The organism is Pseudoalteromonas porphyrae, assembly GCF_001298125.1.
GTDB lineage: Bacteria > Pseudomonadota > Gammaproteobacteria > Enterobacterales > Alteromonadaceae > Pseudoalteromonas > Pseudoalteromonas neustonica.
Window position 1 is genome coordinate 137456 of sequence record NZ_LHPH01000003.1, and the last position, 23273, is coordinate 160728.

Consider the following 23273-nt stretch of genomic DNA (forward strand, 5'->3'; position numbering starts at 1 on the left):
GTATGTGGGGTTTAATTCTACAACAATGCGAATATTTAAGCTTTAAATGAGCTAATAATCACATATAAATACTGAACGTTTCTAAGTGCCAATCTTTAGGGGCGATTAAATCGCCCCTAAGAGTAAAACTTTAACCTTGAAAGATTAACGGCTTATAATTGAGTTATATTTCTCGTGCTACTTGTAATGCCTCATAAATAGCTCGTTTTGCGTCAATTGCAGATGCTAATTTTGCTCCGCCGATAACATGTACCTTTGGGTTATCAAGTAATTGAGACATTAATTCATTATTAGAAACTTGCCCGATACACGCAATAACGGTATCGACAGGTAACACTTGATCTTGCCCTGCCACTGTAATTTTAAGACCTCGGTCATCAAAATGATGATATTGGCAATCAGCAATTTGTTTTACACCATGCTGCTTTGCAACTTGTCGGTGTATCCAACCTGTTGTTTTACCAAGATCGCTACCAAAGCGCCCTGCACTTCGTTTTAACATAAATAATTGTCGGTTATCTTTATGAGGATTTGGCTCACATTCAATACCCCACTGTGATTTAAAATCAGCAATGCTTTGATCTTTATGTTCACTTAAAAACGCAACCATATCAAAACCTATCCCACCTGCGCCTAAAATCGCAATAGAGTTACCGAGCTCAACTTCACCACGAATAACTTCATCGTATGAAAATACACGTTTATTGTCTGCACAGGTAAAATTTGCCTCACGAGGGCGAACGCCTGTTGCAAATACAACCTCATCATATTGCTCAAGCATATCATCAGCAAAAGCTGTATTTAACGTTATTGTGACTTTTAGGCGCTCAAGTTCATTGATGAAATAACGTAGAGTATGATTAAAATCCTCTTTACCTGGAATTCGCATGGCTAAATTAAATTGCCCGCCCATATCTGTCTTTTTATCAATCAGCGTAACCGTATGGCCTTTTTGTGCTAAATAGCAACTTGCCGATAAACCAGCGGGCCCTGCGCCAACAACTAAAACATTTTTTGATTTTGATGTGGCTTCTAATGGGTAATCAAGTTCAAATCCCGCTTGCGGATTCACCAAGCATGTCGCTCGTTTACCCTTAAATACGTGGTCTAAACAGCCTTGGTTACAGCCAATGCAAATATTAATGTGTTTACTTTGCTGTGCTTGGTATTTATTAAAAAATTCAGGATCAGCCAGTAATGGCCGCGCCATCGAAATTAAGTCAGCATCACCTGCGTTTAGTATTTCATTCGCAATATCCGGCGTGTTTATACGATTAACAGCAATCACTGGAACACTGACAACTTCTTTTAATCGTTTTGACGCTTCTTTAAAAGCACCTGGCGGCACCATACTCGCAATTGTTGGCACTCGCGCTTCATGCCAGCCAATACCTGTATTAAATATATCGACCCCAGCTTGCTCTAATGCTTTGGCTTGAGTCGTTACTTCATCAGGTGTTGACCCATTAGGGATCAAATCCATCACTGATAAACGAAAAATGATTAAAAATTCTTTATTTACTTTTGCCCGTACTGCTTTGACTATCTCTAATGCTAAGCGCATACGATTTTCTAAATTGCCACCGTATTCATCTGTGCGTTTATTGGTATGCGGAGCCATAAATTCATTGATCAAATAGCCTTCAGACCCCATCACTTCAACGCCATCGTAGCCAGCCTTTTGTGCTAAATAGGCAGAATGGGCAAAGTCTTTTATGGTTTTTTTAATCGAACTGAGCGACATTGCTTTTGGCTGATACGGATTAATAGGTGCTTTAATTGCGCTCGGTGCTTGATTAAATGGATGATATGCATAACGACCAGCATGTAATAATTGTAAGCAAATCTTACCGCCATGCTGATGTACAACATCGGTGTATGCGCGGTGCTTAAACACATCATAGTAGCTGTTAAAAGATGACGATATAGGCGTTAATTTACCACGTAAATTAGGGCTGTACCCACCTGTGATCAACATTGCCGTGCCACCTTTGGCACGCGCTTCATAAAACGCACTTAGGCGTTTTCGGTTATGCCACCCCTCTTCAAGGCCCGTATGCATTGAGCCCATTACCAAGCGGTTACGTAATTGTGTGTGTTTTAATTGTAATTGTTGTTCTAACATCCTCTGCCCCAATCAACTGGTCTAACCTCTATACATTAGCGAATTTTGCTTGATTGGCAAGTAATAAGCAACAAAAGTGATAAATTATGTAACATTTTCGCATAAACAAGGTTAAAAAATCATTCGTAAATACTTAGTTACGATTTAACAGTTAAATAAATTTTTATTCTGGGCTAATATGGAGTCAGATATAAGCTGTACCAAATTAAGGATCTATTTTGATTGCAAAGATGTTTAAAGGACTGTGGGCAGGAATTAACTTTTCACGCCGCTTAGTTCTCAATTTTTTATTTGTGCTAATTGTTATTCTTTTCATTGTGTCAATTGCCAGTGATGGAGATGAAATTAAAGTAGCAGATACATCTGTACTTAGGCTCAACCTCAATGGTCCAATCGTAGAAGAAAAAATCTACGTGGATCCAATTGGAGCGGCTATCAATGACGCCACAATGAGTAAGGATGAGCCAGCTGAAATTTTACTTGATGACATAATAGAAGTAATTGATCAAGCAACTGAAGATAAACGTATTTCGGTTATTTTGTTAGATTTACAAAAAATGCCAAATGCGCATTTAAATAAATTAAAGCAAATAACCCAAGCGTTAGAGCGTTTCAAAGCTGCGGATAAAAAAGTCATTGCCACTGGTTATTATTATTCACAAGCGCAATACTATTTAGCTGCTCATGCTAATGAAGTATCGATGCACCCTTATGGCGGCGTCGAAATTCAAGGTTTTGGTATGTACCCGCTGTATTTTAAAGAGGCCTTGGAAAAACTCGGTATCACTCAGCATATATTCCGTGTTGGGACATTCAAATCAGCTGTTGAGCCGTTTATCCGTAATGATATGTCAGATGCAGCCAAAGAAGCCAACAGCGTGTGGTTAAGTGCATTGTGGAAAGAATACAAACAAGATGTGGCCGCTGCTCGTCCGTTTGATGAAACAAATTTTGATGAAACAATGGATGTGTTCCTTGCAAAAATGCAAGCTGTTAATGGTGATTCAGGTAAATATGCGCTTGAGCATCAATGGGTAGATTCATTAAAAACTAATCAGCAAGTTCGTCAAGAACTTATCGCGTTAGTCGGTACTGAAGAAACAGGCAAGACCTTTAATCAAGTATCATTTAAAGAATATTTATCATTAATTAAACCTCCCATTACATTTGATAACCCAATGACAGAGAAAGTAGCTGTTGTTATTGCACGCGGCACTATTTCTGATGGTGAACGTAAAGCCGGTGAAATTGGTGGTGATTCAACCGCAGCCTTACTTCGTAAAGCGCGTTTAGATGAAAAAGTGAAAGCGGTTGTGCTACGAATTGATTCAGGTGGCGGTAGTATGTTTGCCTCTGAAGTTATTCGTGCCGAAGTGCTCGCACTAAAAGCAGCAGGTAAGCCTGTGATCGCTTCAATGAGCTCAGTTGCAGCGTCTGGTGGTTATTGGATTGCTTCTGCGGCCAATGAAATTTGGGCTGCGCCTAGCACCATCACTGGTTCAATTGGTGTATTCGGTAACTTTATGACATTTGAAAATACCATGGCTAAATTAGGTGTTTACTCGGATGGTGTAGCTACAACGGAAATGGCGGGTTTATCAATCGCACGCCCACTTAATGCAAAAATGGCACAAGTAATTCAATTAAGTGTTGAAGATGCTTATCAACGCTTTTTAGAGGTGGTTGGTGAAGCGCGTAACATGACCCCAGAGCAAGTAGATAATATTGCTCAAGGCCGCGTTTGGATTGCAAGCCAGGCACAAGAACTTGGTTTAATCGATAAACTAGGTAATAAACAAGATGCAATTAAAGCGGCGGCAGAACTCGCTAAGCTTGACTTTTATGAAGTTAAAACTATTAAGCATAGTCTGTCTGCTGAAGAGCAACTAATGCAAGATATTTTTGGAAATGCATCTATCAAATCACTGATTGGCTCACAAAGTACATTGCAAAATGCCTTATCAAATAAAGCATCAATCACTGGTTTAGTTAAGCAATTAACTGCTGAAGTTGAAAGCTTACAGGATTATAACGATCCGCAAGGTATTTATGCTCGTTGTTTAGTGTGTAATATTTCACAATAATGCGAGTTTCAGTTGGAATTAAAAGCGATTTAGACAAGGCATTGATTGCAAAGAATGGTTATTCCCTTGTTAAAATCAATAACGCGGTATAAATCGCTTTTAAACCAACCCGTTGGGCGTTTCACAGGTACTTACTCTCATCGTTGTTACTTCTTAAAAGGGACTGCCATTCTTGCAAAGTAACGCCTTGATATTAAGCACCTGTGAAACGCTGAATTCTGCATCTTGAGGTAGTTTAGGTATATAAGCTGTAATCGCAGCCACTAACCGTTATACTAAGCCCAGTTTTTTTACTGGGCTTTTTTATGAAACGTAAACGTATTTATATCGCATACACTGGCGGTACGATTGGGATGAAAAAATCGAGCCGAGGCTATATTCCCGCTGAAGGTTTTTTAACGCAAACCGTAGAAAACAATGCTGAATTTAATCGTGATGAAATGCCCCTATTCGATATTCACGAGTATTGCCCACTAATCGACTCTTCAGATATGTCCCCTGCTCATTGGCAATTAATTGCTGACGATATTAAAAGCAAATACCAAGATTACGATGGCTTTGTGGTGCTTCATGGTACCGATACCATGGCGTATACTGCATCAGCATTGTCGTTTATGTTTGAGAACTTAACAAAACCTGTCATCGTTACTGGCTCACAGATTCCGCTCTCGCAACTGCGATCTGATGGCCAAGTAAATTTACTCAATGCCATGTATTTAGCGGCTAATTACCCTATCGCAGAAGTAAGTCTCTTTTTTAATAATCAACTATTTCGTGGTAATCGCGCCACTAAGGCACACGCTGACGGATTTGATGCGTTTGCATCCCCTAACCTTGATCCATTGGCATTATCCGGTATTAACATTCAATTACTAAAGGGACAGCTGAGCCCTTACGTTGAGAACGAACTTCAAATAACTAAAATAACACCACAGCCTATTGGGGTTTTATACTTATATCCTGGGATCAGCCACGCTGTTGTAAAAAGCTTAGTAAATGATAATATTAAAGCTTTAGTGTTATTAAGCTTTGGTGTTGGTAATGCGCCACAAGATCCAGATTTTCTAGAAATACTTTCCAGCGCCAGTAAACGAGGTATGGTTATCGTCAATCTTACTCAATGTTTAAAAGGCCATGTTAATATGGGTGGTTACGCAACAGGTAACGCATTACTCAATATTGGTGTGATCAGCGGTTACGATATGACATTAGAAGCATGCTTAACGAAACTACATTACCTACTTAGTCAAAAACTAGAAGTAGAAACTATTCGTCATTTAATGCAAGATAATTTACGTGGTGAATTAAGCCGGTAACAAATAGCTTTCTAAACGAAAAAGGCACGCTATTTAGCGCGCCTTTTTCGTACTTAAACAGCAATTAACGTACTTTCGCGTCAATCTCTACTAAATCAGTTAAATGGCACACTTCACCGCTGTGGGTTTTAATACCATGCTCACCAAAATAATCTCGTTGAGCTTGCACTAAGTGACCATTACTTGGTGTAGTAAGCGTCGCAAAATACGTTTGTGTAGAACTCAGTACCGGAAATGCTAATCCTGTCATCATTGCTTGTCCACAGATCTTACGCAGTGCTAACGACTCTTTTTCTAGTGTATCGATAAACTCAACACCTTCGGCAATATTATCTAAATAATCTGCACGAATGATACAACCAGCACGCCATGTTTGTAATGTTTTAGACAGGTCGACTTTCCACTGATGCGCACGCGATGCACCCTTGATAAGCGCAAGACCTTGACGATATGCTAATAAACTAGCAAACAAAAAAGCATCTTTAAGTTCGTCTAAATCTAATTCAACATGTGTGGTTGATTTAGCAGCATAGGCCATTTCTTTTGCGGCGTGTGTATCACCTGTGTTTGTTAAATGACGTGCTTGAACTGCTGCAACCAACGAAGGAACCGCAATGCCTAGCTCTAACGCATTCTGTGCCGTCCACAAGCCTGTGCCTTTTGCGCCAACTTTATTATCAATTAAATCAACTAATGCTTCATCTGCATTTGTTTCAAGCGATAAAATATGGCTTGAGATAGATAATAAGTAACTATTAAGTGACCCTTCAGACCATTGATTAAAGATCTCAGCTACTTCGTGCGGACTGCGTTTAGTGCCTAAACGTAGTAATTGATACATTTCTGCAATTAACTGCATTAGTGCATATTCAATACCGTTATGCACCATTTTGACAAAATGGCCACTAGCAGATTGACCTACACGGGCAAAACACGACTCCCCCTTGTAACTTGCTGCTACTTTTTCAAACCATGGCTCGACACGCTCCCAGCCACCTTCTGAACCACTTGCCATCATCGCAGGACCATGGCGAGCACCTTCTGCCCCGCCAGAAATTCCCATCGTTGCAAATTCAAATTTGTTTTGATATTTCAGCTTCCGAGTGATGCCGTCTTTATAATTACTATTACCGCAATCAACGATAATATCGTCACAATCAACGCCCGCTTCAACTAGTTCACTGCAAACTTTATCAACTAACTCACCCGCTGGCACTAATAACAAAATTGAGCGAGGTGGCGTTAACCGTTTAACCATATCACCTAAATCAGAGACAATGTGCAAACGATCTGCCATGCCTTGTAATTTAGCACAGCTTAGTAATTCTTCGCCCGCATCCGGGTTTTTATCATAAGCTACTAGTGTCATTCCTTGCTCAATCAAATTGAGAGCAAGATTTTTACCCATAACGCCTAACCCGACTAATGCAACTTGCATTTAGTGTCCTCCTCGGTAACAACTATTGGTTAGAAAATGAAAATAATACCGCGCGCATTATACCCAAGCAGCTTAAAATTGCGAACTTAGACATTAGATACAACGCCGAGCGCAAAACAAATGCGCACATTGCGGGGATTATATCAAACAACCGTGGTTGCAGGGTGATAATTTCACGGTTGGGATTTCATTATTCGTGCATTGACGGAACCTGACACCGGTGTCATAATGTCGTCATATTAATTTTGTATAAATAATGACAGCAAAAGAATAACTAATTACTATTCTTCCCTGTTATTCAAACTGTATATTTCATTGCGCTAAAGCCTATGAATATAAATAATGAAAATAACCGTCAACCTGCTTACATCGTAAGCTCACAGGAGAATTTGATGCTTAGACGCACAAAAATAGTCGCGACCCTTGGACCTGCAACCGATCGAGATAACAACTTAGAAAAAATAATTCGTGCCGGTGCAAACGTAGTGCGCTTAAACTTCTCACACGGTATTGCACAAGATCATAAAGATCGCGCTCAAGCTGTACGTGATATTGCCAAAAAATTGGGTAAGCACATTGCTATTTTAGCTGACTTACAAGGCCCTAAAATTCGTGTATCAACGTTTAAAGAAGGCAAAGTAAGTTTGACTGTTGGTGCTAAATTCATTCTTGATGCAAAAATGGAAAAAGGCCTAGGCGATATTAATGGCGTAGGTATTGATTATAAAGAATTACCACAAGATGTTGCCCCTGGTGATTTACTCCTTTTAAACGACGGTTTAATTCAATTAACAGTCGTAAGTGTTGAAGGCCATTTAGTTCATACCACAGTTGCTGTCGGTGGTGTGTTATCAAATAATAAAGGTATCAACCGTTTAGGCGGTGGTTTAACAGCACCCGCTTTTACTGAAAAAGATAAAGAAGATTTATTAACAGCTGCTGAAATTAACGTTGATTACATCGCAGTATCATTCCCACGTAGTGGCGATGATATGCGTTATGTACGTTCACTTGCTGAAGCTGCGGGTTCTAATGCACAGCTTTTAGCAAAAATTGAACGTGCTGAAGCGGTTGAAACTGTTGAAGCTGTTGATGATATTATTCTCGCTTCAGACGCTGTGATGGTTGCCCGTGGTGACCTAGGTGTTGAAATTGGCGATGCTGCTTTAATGGGTAAGCAAAAACTAATTATCCGCCGCGCTCGCTCACTAAATCGTACTGTGATCACTGCAACGCAAATGATGGAATCGATGATCGATAACCCAATGCCAACTCGTGCAGAAGTGATGGATGTTGCTAATGCTGTACTTGATGGTACTGACGCAGTAATGCTGTCAGCTGAAACTGCTGCCGGCGATTACCCTGAAGAAACCGTAGCAACTATGGCACGTGTTTGTTTAGGTGCTGAATCACAAAAAGAAACACACGTTTCTAAACATCGTTTAGATAGCCGTTTCTCTTCAAACGCTGAGTCAATCGCTTTATCTGCAATGTACGCAGCAAACCATTTAGATTCAGTAAAAGCAATCGTTACATTAACTGAGTCAGGTAGCACAGCTAAACTAATGTCTCGTATTAGCTCTGGTTTACCTATTTTCTCATTATCTCGTCATGCAAGTACGCTAGGTCAGACAGCGCTTTACCGTGGTGTTTACCCGGTGTTCTTTGATTCGACTAAATGTGAAAAAGATAATATGGTAAAAGATGCACTTAGCACCTTAGTTGCTGCTGGTTCATTGCAATCAGGCGACACCGTTATCATCACTCATGGTGATACGATGGAGACTATTGGCGCAACCAATACGATGAAAATAGTTACTGTTGCTTAGTTAAATCTTAGTCCTACAAAAACGCGAGCTTTTGCTCGCGTTTTTACGTTAAGGCTCTTAGTTAAGGCACAGCGTATAAAATACTCAACTCAATCCCCAAATTCTGGGTAATAAATTTAACTAGCTAAAGCTGCCTTGACTTTATCGCGGTAGCTACGGCTTACTTTTAACTCTTGCCCATTATCAAGTACAAGTAAATACTCACCACTTACTTGCGTTACTAATTTATTAATTTGTTTTGTATTTACAATGGCACTACGATGAACGCGCACAAATAATTGTGGATCGAGTTCTTGTTCTAGTTCTTTCATCGTTTTACGTAGAATATGCGTTTGCCCATCTTGGCAATGCAAACACATATAATCGCCAGCTGCATCCACCCATTGAATTGTCGCCACAGGCACACGGATTATTTCCCCTTGTTCCTTCACGGCTAAAGACTCTGGATAGCGACGATCTGTTAACGTATCTCCCGTCGCCAGCTTTTTCAAAATCTCTTCACAATTATTACCCGTAATTCCAGCAACAAAACTCGCCAATTTCTTTTTATGTGCGTTGTCTTGTTGCGTCTTCAAGTAAGTATGCACTTTTTCTACCGCCTGTTTTAGTCTGTTGTCATCGACTGGTTTAAGAATATAATCTAAAGCATGAATTTCAAATGCCTTGACTGCGAACTGATCAAATGCGGTTACAAATACAATAGCAGGTAACGCCCTTACGCTACTGCTTAATGTTCTAGCAACTTCAAAGCCATTCATACCTGGCATTTGGATATCTAAAAAAACTAAATCTATATTCCCTGCAAGACATGCATCAATTGCCTCTTGGCCCGAGCTACACAACTTTATCACTTCGATATCGTCAAAGTCTTCTAATCTCACCGCTAATCCTCTACGAGCTAACGGTTCATCATCTACAATCAGGGTTTTAATCTTGCTCATTTTTCACAGCCTTTTCAAACGGAACACGCAGATTTACTTTCAATCCACTTGGCGTATTATGTGATAATACAAACGAATAGTTATTTTCATACAAAGTCTTTAGGCGATCTTTGGTGTTTGCCACCCCTACCCCTTGTGCATTAACTAATTGACCATTAACTAGCTCAGTGCCAGGGCCATTATCACCTACTTCCAACAATAGTTCATTAGCAAATACCTGTGCTTTGATATCAATCACTCCACCTTGCGCTAAATGAGCTATCGCGTATTTAATCGCATTCTCTATTATAGGTTGTAATATCAAACTAGGGACTAATGCTTGCTTTGCTTCATCACTTACTTGCACATTGAGCTTTAAACGTTCATCAAAACGAACTCGTTCTATCTCAAGGTACAACATAAGTGCATGCAACTCTTGCTCTAATGGCACTTTCTTAATTGGATCAGTATTAAGTGTATAACGCAAAAAGTCACTTAACTTAGACACCATTAAATTGGCATCTTTATTCTCTTTTACCAATATTAAGGTTGAGATAGCATTCAAGGTATTAAATAAAAAGTGAGGGTTAAGCTGGTATCGCAGCATTTTTAATTGCGCTTCATGGGCCATCGTCGTAGCCTTTAATGCTTTTTGACGCTCACTTTGCAATAACTGATAATACTTTATACCAAAGTACAAACCACTCCAGCACAATACAATATAGACTGAGTCTAAGCCTTGCTGAAAATAATAAAACCATTCTGAAGGACGATAACCATGTCGATATATTTCCCACAGATTAAACTTTTGTACAACTGCCCATAAAGTGCCTGTTACGTAGGAAGCACTAAATACAACAAGCATGAGCACCCAAGGGGATGCATTCCATGCTTTGCGATACATATAACGCAGTGGCACAGTCATTAAGCAACCCGCATATGCATTGAGTACAATGACGAATACGTAGATGTCGCGCATTTCAAAGACTTTTGAGCCAATATAATTTACTAGTGCATAACCAATCCAGCCCGCGATCTGTAATACCCAGAAAAAACGTTGGCGGTTGTCGACTAATGATTGCCAATTCAAAATAGTTAATTACCTCATTAATTTATAATTATTATATAGCGTTAGCTAGGATGGGATCACTACCAACTATCTCGCTTTTCACGAGCCTTACCGCAAAGATATCTACAGATGATTTGAGCATACTTTATTTTAGCCACAAAAAAAGGAGCCATAGGCTCCCTTTTAGTACTTATTTAAAAAGCTTAAGCTGCCGCTAGGCCTTCTTTTGCTTTTTCAACAAGCGCTGCGAATGCAACTTGATCATAAACAGCGATATCTGCAAGGATCTTACGATCGATTTCTACAGATGTCTTTTTAAGACCATTGATAAAACGGCTGTAAGACAGACCATTTTGACGTGAAGCAGCATTGATACGTGCAATCCATAATTGACGGAAAGTACGTTTCTTCGCACGACGGTCACGGTAAGCGTATTGACCCGCTTTAGTAACAGCCTGAAAAGCTACGCGGTAAACACGTGAACGTGCTCCGTAGTAACCTTTTGCTTGTTTTAAAACTTTTTTGTGACGTGCACGTGCGACAACGCCGCGTTTAACTCTTGCCATTTCTAAAAACCCCTATTAAGCGAACGGTAACATACGTGAAACTAGACCATGGTCATTTTTATGAACCATCATCTTAGGACGTAGGTGTAGTTTACGCTTAGAAGTTTTCTTAGTCAGAATATGACGAAGATGCGCTTGTTTACGCTTGAAACCGCCAGAAGCAGTCTTTTTGAAGCGCTTAGCTGCGCCGCTGTGACTTTTTAGCTTATAAGCCATTGCAATAACTCCAAATGTATTGCTTTAAAATTAGTAAGCAGGCGTGAGATATATTTCTATAGCTCCACTTTTAGGCCTAACTTACTGCCATGTTCCGGTGAAAACCCAGCATAAATGCCGCAGTTTTACTTTAATACCGGTTAACTCAGGTGAATATTTACATATTACTTGCAGACCTGAGCTAAATTCGGTGCGTATCTTAGCGCGTTTATTGCTTTTTAGCAACAGGTGCCATCATCATAACCATTTGGCGACCTTCAACACGATTTGGGAAAGACTCAACAACTGCAAGTTCTTCTAAATCGGCTTTGATACGGTTTAGTAATTCTATACCAATTTCTTGGTGGGCCATTTCACGACCACGGAAGCGGATGGTAATTTTAGCTTTATCGCCACCTTCTAAGAACTTACGTAAGTTGCGAAGCTTAACCTGATAATCGCCTTCATCCGTTCCCGGACGGAATTTGATTTCTTTTATCTGGATCTGCTTTTGCTTCTTTTTCTGCTCTTTCAGTTCTTTGCTTTTTTCAAAGATGAACTTACCGTAGTCCATGATTCTACAAACAGGCGGCTCTGCATTAGGGCTAATCTCAACAAGATCAACACCCGCGGCATCAGCCATTGTTTGCGCGTCTTTTAATGACTGAATTCCAGCTTGTTCGCCTTCAATGTCAATTAAGCGAACTTCTTGAGCTGTAATTTCTTCGTTAATACGATTTTTTTGGGCTGTTTGTTGCCCTTTCTTGCCGCCTCTAATAGTACGTTCCTCCAAGAATATCAAATAATAAGCGTGTAGTTAGCTGTTTTGTAAATGCCCTACACGCTGGATTTTTATAGTCGATTTTTAATTTCTTCGCTAATTTTAGCGACAAATTCATCAACATTAAATTTGCCCAGATCTTCACCTGTGCGGGTACGCACCGCTACTTCTTGTTGTTCAACTTCTTTATCGCCAACAACAAGTAAGTAAGGAATACGTTTTAATGTATGTTCACGGATTTTAAAGCCAATCTTCTCATTTCTCAAGTCAGCAGTGGCTCTAATTCCAATTTTATTTAATTTTTGTACAACTTCTTGCACATAACCAGCTTGTTTATCTGTGATATTCATAATCACAACTTGCTTAGGCGCAAGCCACGTTGGGAATAAGCCCGCGTACTCTTCTGTTAAGATACCGATAAAGCGTTCGATAGAACCTAAAATAGCACGGTGAATCATAACAGGCGTACGGCGTTCGTTATTTTCAGCAACATAAGTTGCTCCTAAACGCCCCGGTAATGCAAAATCTAGTTGCACTGTACCACACTGCCACGCTCTGTCTAAGCAATCGTACAAAGTAAATTCAATTTTAGGACCATAAAAGGCACCTTCGCCCGGTAGGTAATCAAATTCAATGTCATTTGCTTTAAGTGCGTCAGCTAATGCAAGCTCAGCTTTGTCCCACATTTCGTCATCACCAATACGCTGTTCAGGGCGTGTTGACAACTTAACAACAATTTTTTCAAAACCAAACGTTTCGTATGTGTCGTACACCATTTTAATACATGACGATACTTCGTCCATGATTTGTTCTTCAGTACAGAACACATGGGCATCATCTTGTGTAAAGCCACGCACACGCATTAAACCGTGTAGTGCACCTGATGGTTCATTACGGTGACAACAACCAAACTCAGCCATACGCAGTGGTAAATCACGGTATGATTTTAAGCCTTGATTAAATATTTGTACGTGACCTGGGCAGTTCATTGGTTTAATAGCGTATTCACGCTTCTCAGACTCAGTGGTGAACATTGCATCTGAATATTTATCCCAGTGACCTGATTTTTCCCACAATGAACGGTCCATCATCATTGGACCTTTTACTTCTTCATATTGGTATTCACGTAATTTTTCACGTACAAACTCTTCTAACTCACGGTAAATGCTCCAACCATCGTTGTGCCAAAATACCATGCCTGGCGCTTCTTCTTGCCAATGCCATAAATCAAGTGCTTTACCAATACGACGGTGATCACGTTTTTCAGCTTCTTCAAGGCGTTTTAAATAAGCTTTAAGCTGTTTTTTGTCGCCCCATGCGGTGCCATAAATACGCTGTAGCATTTTATTATCTGAATCACCACGCCAGTAAGCACCGGCTACTTTCATGATTTTGAAATTTTGGCAAAATTTCATGTTTGGTACGTGTGGACCACGACACATATCAACATATTCTTCATGCTGGTATAAACCAGGACGATCATCTTTACTGATGTTTTCGTCAAGAATCTCAATTTTATATGTTTCGCCGCGCGCTTCAAATACATCGCGCGCTTCTTGCCAGCTTACGGTGTTCTTAACCACATCGTAGTTTGTTTTAGCTAGTTGTAACATGCGTTTTTCAATGGCTTCTAAATCATCTTGAGATAACGATTGCTCCATATCGATATCATAGTAAAAACCATTATCAATTGTTGGACCAATAGCCATTTTCGCATCAGGAAACAACTGCTTAACCGCATGACCAATTAAGTGGGCACATGAATGACGAATAATTTCAAGGCCGTCGTCATCTTTTGCGGTAATGATTTCAAGACGAGAATCTTCACTAATTAAATCACATGCATCAACGCGCGTACCATTAACTCGACCAGCGATAGTCGCTTTGGCTAGACCTGGTCCGATATCATTCGCTACGTCAAGAGTACTTACTGGGTTTTCGAAACTACGCTGACTGCCGTCAGGGAGAGTAATAACTGGCATTATAAATCCTTGCTACAGTGGTGACGCCTACAATGCATCACATGTATTTATTAAATTAAAATGAATGACTCTACAACGCTTTTACGAATAAGCATTGTTAAATTCAGCGTTAAACGCTAATGCACTTGTTGAGTCTTACCAAGTACAATTAGTTATTGTCGCGTTTGAAGCAGTTAAATACAAGTATTTAGCCAGACAAATTGACAAATAACCCTCGCATTTCATACTTACATAGAATTTTAGCTGTTGGACTACTTAATGACTGCGCCAAACCGTATATGCTTTGCCACGCTTAATTTACTTAATTTTGCGGTACCTCCTTATTCATTTTATCAATTGCATGAACGCTATAATGCAACTCAATGGCAACAAAAACTGCAGTTTATTACTGGTTTTTTACAGCAAAGCCAAGCGACTATCGTCGCATTTCAGGAAGTCTTTAGTCCAAATGCATTGCAAACACTTTGTAAAGACCAAGGCTATGATCATTTCGCTACTGTGGCAGCACCACGAAGCGATAATCTTTATCCACAAGTCTTATTTAACCCTGTCGTTGCAATTGCTTCAAAAATTCCTTTTACGCAATGTATCGAATTAACCCCTTGTCCTGAATTACTTGAATATTTAAATAACCAAAATGAATTTAAATTTAATAGAACACCTATCAAGTGCAGCTTTAGTATTCCTAAATTTGGTGACTTGACTTGCTATGTAGTGCACTTTAAATCACAACGGGTGCATTCAATGGCGCATATTTTGAATATTCATAATCAAGAAGATCCGTTACTTAATGTATTGCAGCAAACAGTAGGTATGATGCAATCGCAAATTTCTCGCTCTTTAGAAGCGTCTATTGTTTACTATGATGCACTTAAAACACAACGAGAAAAAAACTGCGCCACAATTGTTATGGGTGATTTTAACGATAGCATTCACAGCCCCGCATTGTCATTTATGACCACAGGATTCCCCCCGTTGCAAAGTAATTCGTGTTTAAAGATCGATCAACCAGTAGTTGGTTTATCAGATGCATATGAATTAAGTACTCAATGCGAAGCGGGACAAAAAAAGCCTCCCAGTCATTACTACAAAGGCCAAGGCAATGTACTTGACTATATTTTGACCTCAAGTCATTTTAATACGCACTGTGCTTTATCACGAATAAAGTCTTTAGATTATTTAAGTTTTGATTCACATCTGAACCCCCAATTGGTTGAAGAAGATATTTGTGTAAGTGATCATAGTGGGATAGCAATTGAAATAGGTTTTTAAAATGCGCTGTTTTTAAGACGTTTAATTGATATAATATGATTAAACTAGTTATTAGAGAATGACAATGAGAACATGTGGTGTAGAAATTACCGGTAGTGACGTACTACTGTGTATTTTAACTAAAGATAACGATGTATTTGATATACGTGATATCCGCCAAACTCGCTTTACTTTAGGCAATGGTAACGACACTGAAGTTATGCGTAAATTTCAGTTCGATTTTGCAAAATTAATGCAAGATTACCAAATTGACTCTGTGGCAATTCGTCAACGTGCCCCTAAGGGTAAATTTGCAGGTAGTGCAAATGGCTTCAAAATGGAAACGGCTATCCAATTGATCAAAGAATTAGATGTCTATTTATTCAGCACAACTGAAGTCAAAGAACAGTTAAAGCGAAATCCAATCCCTATCGATTTTGCAGAAACGGGACTTAAAAAATATCAAGAAAATGCGTTTGTGAATGCATACGTACACTTGATGAAAAAAACATATCGTAGTGAAGAGCTTTAATTTTTCAAAGTAGCGCTTTATTGATTATAATTGCTTGATCTGAAGCCAAATAAATTAACCTACGACACAACGCCAATGTGTGCTGTTATTCAGCATATCTCATTGGCGTTTTTTATTGCCCTGTTTTTTGCTCTAAGCTCATCCCCCCTGCTACATTGGTCTTAGAACCCTTTCATTTGTCGACAATTTATGCTTTTCTTGTTTTTGTATACTCACACAACATGACATGGAGACCGCACAATGCAAGTAAATGACAACAATAGACCTGTAAAAAATGCGCAGAATAAAGTCAATGATATGAATGACTTGGTAATTAGCCAGTACCGAGGATCGCAAACCCCTGATTTGATAGAGAGTACGATAGGTAATTACTTTGACAGCATTGTCGACAATAACCCCGAACATCTTGCAATTGTAGTTCATCACCAAAACATTCGATTAAGTTATAGAGAATATCAACAAAAAATTAATCAATTGGCCATGGGTCTACTATCGATAGGTGTAAAGCCGGGTGATAGAGTTGGGATATGGTCTCCAAATAACTTAGAGTGGTGCTTAACCCAATTTGCGACAGCTAAAATTGGGGCCATTATGGTATGTATTAATCCTGCATATCGTCCAAACGAGTTACAATTTGCGCTTAATACGGTTGAATGCTCAACACTCATCACTGCATCTTGTTTCAAAGCGAGTAATTACCTTGCTATGCTAAATGAATTGCTTCCAGAGCTCGAACATACTGAGCCAGGTATGCTCAATGCAAAAAACCTCCCCTATCTAAAAAACATTATTCGGATTGGTAATGAAGCAGCCCCAGGAATGTTTAGTTTTAACCAAATAATGAATATGCCAACTGATGCGCAAAAATTAGCGCTTGTCACGCTCGCAGCAACTTTAAAACCAGAGCAAGATATCAATATTCAGTTTACATCTGGTACAACAGGCAGTCCAAAAGGTGCAACGCTGTCTCATAAAAACATTTTAAATAATGGTTTTCTAATGGCCAATGCCATGCGTTTAACAGCAGATGACAAGCTATGTATCCCGGTGCCTTTATACCATTGCTTTGGTATGGTGTTAGGTAATCTGGTATGTATTAGTAAAGGCGCTACAGCGGTATTTCCTGCTGAATCATTCGATCCAACAATAACCCTCGAAGTAGTAGAAAAAGAGCGATGTACTGCCTTGCATGGCGTGCCTACAATGTTTATTGCTGAACTTGAACTTAAGGACTTTTCCCGTTTTGATTTATCTAGTTTACGCACCGGAATAATGGCAGGCTCGACTTGCCCAGAGCAAGTGATGCGCAAAGTACAGTCACTCATGCATATGAATGAGGTTGTGATTGGATATGGGCAAACAGAATGTAGCCCGATTAATAATGTAACTGAAATAGACTCGTCAATTGAGAAACAAGTAACGACTGTAGGGCGTGCCTTAGCGCATACAGAAGTAAAAATAATAGATGAAGTCGGAAAACTGCAAAAAATTGGATTACCAGGGGAAATATGTAGTCGCGGAGCAGGAATTATGCGTTGTTATTGGAATGATCAGGAAAAAACAGCTGCAACTATCGATCAAGACGGTTGGCTGCACTCTGGCGATTTAGGTGTTATGGATACGCAAGGGTTTGTCACTATTGTTGGGCGCATTAAAGATATGATTATTCGCGGTGGCGAGAATATTTACCCTCGAGAAATTGAAGAGGTGCTCTATACCTATCCTGGTATTCAAGATGCTGCAATATTTGGTATAACAGATGAAAAATATGGTGAAGAAGTGTGTGCGTGGATCCAACCAAAAGAGGATGCTGTACTTGATGAGCAAGCGATTCGTGTGTTTTTAAAAGACAAGCTAGCCTACTTTAAAATGCCACGACATATCCGTTTTGTAGAAAACTACCCTATGACTGTAACAGGTAAACTGCAAAAATTTAAAATGCGAGAACAAATGCAAGCAGAACTCAGCGACAAAGCTTTCTCTTAGCTTCACCACGCTAAATACAACAAAGCACAGCCAATCAGCTGTGCTTTTTAAATATTGAATTTGTTATAAATTCAGCATTCTCTTTTTTAAACGTTCTAAATCAATCGCGCTAGAGCGCACCGTTAATTTGATATGGCTGTATTCATATTCTTCTTTAACAACACTCATACTGGATCGAATTTCGCCCACGATACCTTTGGCGGTATACGGTATAACAACCTCTTCTTCAATCATGTCCTCTTGAGCAATATCAATAATGTACTTATGCAGTTTGCTGATATCATCTGGGTTACGCGTAGATGTCATCATCGCATCAGGAAATTCATCCATTAGCGATTGCTGTTGCTCAATACTTAATTGATCTGACTTATTCAGTACCAGTAACTTTTTACTGCCTTCCACTCCAACTTCAGCCAGAACTTTATGCACTACATCAAGCTGTGAGCGAAATGAAGGATCAGATGCATCAACGACATATAACAATAATGACGCATCATGCGCTTCTGCTAATGTTGAATGAAATGAAGCAACTAAATCATGAGGTAATTTTTTAATAAAACCGACCGTATCTGAAACAAGTATACGAGGCTGTGTAATTGGATACAGCGCTCGAACAGTGGTATCTAACGTTGCAAAGAGTTTGTTTTCGCCCTCCACATCACTGCCTGTAATTGCACGCATCATGGATGACTTGCCAGCATTGGTGTAACCAATTAAAGCCACTGAGAATAGCTCAGATCGCTGCGTTCGCCTGTCCATCATTACATCTTGAACACTTACCAATTCGCGCTTTAGTTCTGCTAACTGATCACGTACCTTACGACGATTTAACTCAAGCGTGGTTTCACCAGCACCTTTGCCCATTTGTCGTTCTTTATCACCTGTTGATGTTTCACGAAGTCGTGGTGCTACATAATTAAGACGAGCAATTTCCACTTGTAATTTTGCTGTTTTAGTACGCGCATGACGACTAAATATTTCAATAATTATGCCAGTGCGGTCAAATACTTCTACACCTAATTGGTTCTCAACATTACGTAGTTGAGAAGGGGTTAAATCACAGTCAAATACCACTACGTCAGCGCACGTAAAATCAAGTTCATCTGATGGAATTTCTGACGATATTTCAGTTAAAGGAACTTCATCGAGTAAATCATCTGCTAGTTCGTCTTCAACCATTCCTTTATTACCGGTGAGGTGTGCTATTTCTGCTAGTTTACCTGAGCCAAGTACATTAACTTTTTGCGTAGAACTTTGCTTTTGTGATTGTGTGCCCACTACTTTAAATCCTAAAGTAGTCACCAAACGAGCAAGTTCTGCAAGTGATTCAGTTGCTTCGTCACCTTTAAACTGCGGTGTACTAATAGAAATGAGTAACGCATTAGGAAGTGATGGTTTTGCAGTTAGTTGCATAATTTTTTGTGTTAATGCACCCAATAAGTGCAAACCTATTTTTCATTCGAAAGTAGCTTGATCCTACGCTGTTATAGCCTCGCTTTATAGGGTTATAGTTCATTAATGACGTTAATATTTAAAACTAGCGCGTGTTGACCTTTGTGGATTGAAATTTGTTCAATCCACAAAGGTCAACACTGCCTAGGGTAAAGCTATTATCAGTTATTTACGTATTCAAATGCCCCCACATCTCCTGGAAATACAACAGGTGATTCAATACCCTCTTTATTTACTGTGGCTACACCAAAGTAATAATTGTCGATCACTACATTAGTGAGTGTCGCTTCACTTACATCGCCTACATAACGGCTAAACTGCCACTGAGGTTCACTAGTGTAACGCCAATAAATACGGTAGCCAGTCGTCGTTTTATCCTGATTTTTTTGCCATTTTAAAGTGGTGCTCGCCTGTACAGCTCCAGATATAGTAACTGCTTTTGGTGGCGCTGGTGCCCATGCCATAGATGCCAAACTTACAGCATTTAATGCCGTTAATTTGGCCGTGTAATCAAAATCAACACCCTTTATTGTATCACCATAAACAACACCCTCTTCAGTACGTAAATCTTGATGTTGATGATTATAGTTTTCGTTGGTTTCCATAACTCTCACTGCGGCGTAGCCCATGTCATTAAATGGTCTATGATGCCCACCTCGGCCAAAGCGGTCGAGTCGATACACTAATAGAGTATCTAGGTTAGGGATATAGCGATCGGCTATTGTGTCGATATAACGCGCTAAGTTACGACTTGCAGAATCTACCTCACCTCCAGTAAAGCGGCGTTTATGTGCTTGCTCTTTGGTTTCGATAACCCGCGTGCCTTCTGAGAAAATTCGGGCTGTTGTATTATCTGTTACACCATTAATACCCGTAATATTACCTATCATATCGTTGTTTAGTACACCGTGAATTTGCCACCTTTGTTTGTTTGCATATTCAGCTAAAATTTTACCACCAAACAAACCTTGCTCTTCCCCTGAAAGCGTAGCATAGACAATTGAGCCATTAAACTTATACTGTGATAGAACACGAGCCGACTCAAGGACACCTGCAACTCCCGATGCATTATCATTCGCCCCCGGTGAATCACTAGTAAAATCCATTACATCACTAACCCGTGAATCTATATCACCCGACATCACTACCATACGATTGGGCTCTGACGTGCCGCGTTGTATTGCAATAATATTTACGACCTCAACAGGTGTGGGGATCCGCTTTTCACCTGAGATCGTCTCTTTTACTTCTATAACCTGCAAACAACCACCACATTGCTTTGATATTTTTTCAAACTCAGCTTTGATCCATCGTCGTGCGGCCCCAATACCTCGAGTGCTTGAGCGAGTATCAGATAATGTATGGCGAGTACCAAAATTAACCAAACTCTGAATATCATTTTCAATACGCTTGGCAGAAACAGCATCAGCAATACGGTGTAGTTTTTCCTGATCTTGATAGTTAAGCTGCTCGCTCAATGCTGATGTAGTTATAAATAAGGAGCTCAACGCCAATGTATAATTTAAAATCGTTACTTTGCTAGTCATTCGATTAAACATAATCCGTACTCATTTTTATTGTAATAAATACTACAGTACGTGAGCTAATTCATTGTGCAAATAGTTTTGAGATAAACGACGACTTAAGCCGGGCAATAGTAAAAATTGATTGAGTAATGAAAATGATAAATTAAAGGGGTGGTAAAATACGAAAGTAAGCAGTAAGCAATCCCCGACGTTAAGCCGTATTTGTTAGCTGCATACTTTGTCTCTTCCTGTATTTTTTGCTTTGTACAAATTTGTATCCGCTACTTTTAATAACGTATTAAGTGCCATCCCTGATTGCCTTTGTGCAACTCCAGCACTACTGGTTAATGTGATATTTTTATCTGTTAAATTTAAAGATTTTAAACAAGTGCATAAATTAGCTATAAACTCATGAGCTGCCTCTAAATCAAAATCGGGCATAACGACTATAAACTCTTCACCGCCAAAACGTGCAAATTTACATGCTGTATTCTCTAATTGAGTCTGCAATAAAGTGGTAAACCCTATTAACGCTTGATCACCAATATCATGGCCATGGTTATCATTAACTTGTTTAAAGTGATCGATATCTAAAATGGCGACAGAAAAGAAGCGCTCTTTATCTATGAGCTGCTGAACAATAAAATCGAGTATATAGCGCCGATTACACGCACCCGTTAATGGATCTGTATTTGCACGCTGTTGGCTTTTTACATAAGCGCGGTGCTGATTAAATCCAAAAATAGACATACTCACAATAACTAATAAACCAATAACCAAGTAAGCCGTGTTTAGTTGCCCCTCTTTTGCCAGTTTATCTAATGCTATTTGCTGATTTTTTAGTTTTTCTTCTGCTAGCTGTAATTTAATTTCTTGTTGGGTTGATTCAAATTTAGAGCGCGCTTCTTGCTCTAATTTTTGTTGCGTGGTTTCTTTTGCTTCATCACTAAGCTTTATATAAAACCAGAGTGATTTTGACGATTCTTCAAAACGCTCAAGCTGTTCGTAACTCTGCGCTTTGAGTGCTAAAGTTTGACGCATATAACGGTTATTTAGTGGTCGCTCATAATTCGCTAGTAACTTATCTGACTCATGTAGATACTCTAGCGCTTGCTCTGGCTGCTCTAGTGCTAAAAACACACGCGCAAAATTATTATTCAAAGCAATAATATGAGCAGGGTTAATAATCACTTTATAAACGTAATTCTTAGCAAGATACAACAACTGTAACGCTTGCGTATAATCTTTTTGCTTTAATGCAACACGCGCCTTACCAGCCGGAGCCCAAAATAAATAACGTGGTGCTTTTACACTTGCCGAAAGTGTGATCATTTTTTCATAGCACGCAGACGCCAAATCCAGCTGTTCTGCACGGGAGTAAGTTATGCATAATGTATAAAGGATTGGTAAACCATTGACAATATCCCCGTTATTTGTTGCAAGCTCAGCGGCTATTTCAGCGTACTGTATTCCTTGCTCAAATAGCGACATAGTTGAATAGTATGCTGCGAGACTGTCATAAATATACAACATTGTTGTTGTGGACATTTTTGCAGTTTTTGCTTCAATATAAGCATTTTCAATGATCTCTATTGATTTAGGGTATTCCTCTTGCCATAGTAAAAGTACACCTTCAATAGAGATAGCTCTGACGATCATTTCATAATCATTTGCTTTTGCAAAGGCCTCTTGAGATAGCTTAATTTGCCTAAGCCCTTGTGGTAACTGCCCTTGCTCTAGAGAAAAAATACTGCGATATAAGAGCCAGTAACCATGGATCCAATTATCCGTTTTTGGCAGCTGTTGATATGCGAGTTCAAATGTATCTTTAGAGAGATCGATATCCCCCTGAAAAAGATAAAGGCGAGCAAGCAATGTATTATTATAGGCGTGCTGCGTATCAGGTAAGCTTTTATCATCTTGTGATAAAATTAAACGTTTAATTGCTTCATTAGGGTGTGCCATCGCTGTTTTTTCTACAGACAAAAAATCAATATGCTGGGAACCCATTGCAAATAAAAACGGAGTGAATACTACGCAAACACAAAAAAATGAAAAATGAATTATTCGCATTACTGCTTTTTTCTTAGAATTATTAATAAACAGTTGGCTATTATAACGCCAGTTTAAATTAATGCTAGCGTACCTAATAAGTACAGTTTTATTCATTTACTCTGCTTATTTATCAAAGTAAGGTAGGTGCTAAGCAAGTAATTGATTA

General features: G+C 39.3%; 17 protein-coding genes. 6 read left to right on the top strand and 11 right to left on the bottom strand.

Features of this window, described 5'->3' with window-relative positions; all coding sequences use genetic code 11:
* Positions 1–163: 163 nt before the first annotated feature.
* Positions 164–2125 carry an FAD-dependent oxidoreductase gene (locus ADS77_RS03820; RefSeq protein WP_054204695.1) on the bottom strand — a complete coding sequence of 654 codons (1962 nt, stop codon included), beginning with the start codon at positions 2123–2125 and terminating at the stop codon, positions 164–166.
* Between the two features lie 218 nt (positions 2126–2343).
* On the opposite strand from ADS77_RS03820, the gene sppA reads away from it, so the two are divergent.
* Complete coding sequence (gene sppA, locus ADS77_RS03825) at positions 2344–4209, top strand: signal peptide peptidase SppA (RefSeq protein WP_054204696.1); 1866 nt, start codon at positions 2344–2346, stop codon at positions 4207–4209.
* A gap of 305 nt (positions 4210–4514) precedes the next feature.
* On the top strand, positions 4515–5525 hold the full coding sequence (ansA, locus tag ADS77_RS03830) for an asparaginase (RefSeq protein ID WP_054204697.1): 1011 nt from the start codon (positions 4515–4517) through the stop codon (positions 5523–5525).
* A 64-nt stretch (positions 5526–5589) separates the two neighbouring features.
* Here the strand turns inward: ansA and gndA are convergent, their stop codons facing one another.
* Complete coding sequence (gene gndA, locus ADS77_RS03835) at positions 5590–6963, bottom strand: NADP-dependent phosphogluconate dehydrogenase (protein ID WP_054204698.1); 1374 nt, start codon at positions 6961–6963, stop codon at positions 5590–5592.
* A 392-nt stretch (positions 6964–7355) separates the two neighbouring features.
* On the opposite strand from gndA, the gene pyk reads away from it, so the two are divergent.
* Positions 7356–8792, top strand: a complete 1437-nt coding sequence (gene pyk / locus ADS77_RS03840) for a pyruvate kinase (protein WP_054204699.1) — start codon at positions 7356–7358, stop codon at positions 8790–8792.
* A 116-nt stretch (positions 8793–8908) separates the two neighbouring features.
* Here pyk and ADS77_RS03845 read toward each other — a convergent pair whose 3' ends face one another.
* The 6 genes from ADS77_RS03845 to thrS form a co-directional block, all read right to left on the bottom strand.
* Positions 8909–9733 carry a LytR/AlgR family response regulator transcription factor gene (locus ADS77_RS03845; RefSeq protein ID WP_054204700.1) on the bottom strand — a complete coding sequence of 275 codons (825 nt, stop codon included), beginning with the start codon at positions 9731–9733 and terminating at the stop codon, positions 8909–8911.
* Positions 9720–10802, bottom strand: a complete 1083-nt coding sequence (locus ADS77_RS03850) for a sensor histidine kinase (protein ID WP_054204701.1) — start codon at positions 10800–10802, stop codon at positions 9720–9722. Before ADS77_RS03850 ends, ADS77_RS03845 begins: the two co-directional genes overlap by 14 nt.
* A gap of 182 nt (positions 10803–10984) precedes the next feature.
* A complete protein-coding gene (rplT, locus tag ADS77_RS03855) occupies positions 10985–11347 on the bottom strand; it encodes a 50S ribosomal protein L20 (protein ID WP_004587841.1) in 363 nt (120 codons plus the stop codon).
* 15 nt (positions 11348–11362) lie between these two features.
* Positions 11363–11563: a 50S ribosomal protein L35 gene (gene rpmI, locus ADS77_RS03860; protein ID WP_002960713.1), complete on the bottom strand. Its 201-nt coding sequence runs from the start codon at positions 11561–11563 to the stop codon at positions 11363–11365.
* A 208-nt stretch (positions 11564–11771) separates the two neighbouring features.
* On the bottom strand, positions 11772–12335 hold the full coding sequence (gene infC, locus ADS77_RS03865; RefSeq protein ID WP_082355596.1) for a translation initiation factor IF-3: 564 nt from the start codon (positions 12333–12335) through the stop codon (positions 11772–11774).
* Positions 12336–12394: 59 nt separating this feature from the next.
* Positions 12395–14305, bottom strand: coding sequence for a threonine--tRNA ligase (gene thrS / locus ADS77_RS03870; RefSeq protein ID WP_054453059.1), 1911 nt, complete (start codon positions 14303–14305; stop codon positions 12395–12397).
* A 258-nt stretch (positions 14306–14563) separates the two neighbouring features.
* On the opposite strand from thrS, the gene ADS77_RS03875 reads away from it, so the two are divergent.
* The 3 genes from ADS77_RS03875 (at position 14564) to ADS77_RS03885 (ending at position 18074) form a co-directional block, all read left to right on the top strand.
* The gene (locus ADS77_RS03875) at positions 14564–15577 is read left to right on the top strand and encodes an endonuclease/exonuclease/phosphatase family protein (protein ID WP_054204703.1); all 1014 of its coding nucleotides are present in this window, start codon (positions 14564–14566) and stop codon (positions 15575–15577) included.
* Between the two features lie 64 nt (positions 15578–15641).
* Positions 15642–16088, top strand: coding sequence for a DUF3010 family protein (locus ADS77_RS03880; protein ID WP_054204704.1), 447 nt, complete (start codon positions 15642–15644; stop codon positions 16086–16088).
* 297 nt (positions 16089–16385) lie between these two features.
* Entirely contained in the window at positions 16386–18074 is a 1689-nt protein-coding gene (locus tag ADS77_RS03885; RefSeq protein ID WP_410054810.1) for an AMP-binding protein, read from the top strand.
* 63 nt (positions 18075–18137) lie between these two features.
* Here the strand turns inward: ADS77_RS03885 and hflX are convergent, their stop codons facing one another.
* From hflX to ADS77_RS03900, 3 genes are all read right to left on the bottom strand, one after another.
* A complete protein-coding gene (gene hflX, locus ADS77_RS03890) occupies positions 18138–19487 on the bottom strand; it encodes a GTPase HflX (protein ID WP_054453115.1) in 1350 nt (449 codons plus the stop codon).
* A 200-nt stretch (positions 19488–19687) separates the two neighbouring features.
* Positions 19688–21085 carry a M28 family peptidase gene (locus ADS77_RS03895; RefSeq protein WP_054453062.1) on the bottom strand — a complete coding sequence of 466 codons (1398 nt, stop codon included), beginning with the start codon at positions 21083–21085 and terminating at the stop codon, positions 19688–19690.
* 192 nt (positions 21086–21277) lie between these two features.
* Positions 21278–23221, bottom strand: a complete 1944-nt coding sequence (locus ADS77_RS03900; RefSeq protein WP_054204707.1) for a GGDEF domain-containing protein — start codon at positions 23219–23221, stop codon at positions 21278–21280.
* Between the last annotated feature and the right edge of the window lie 52 nt (positions 23222–23273).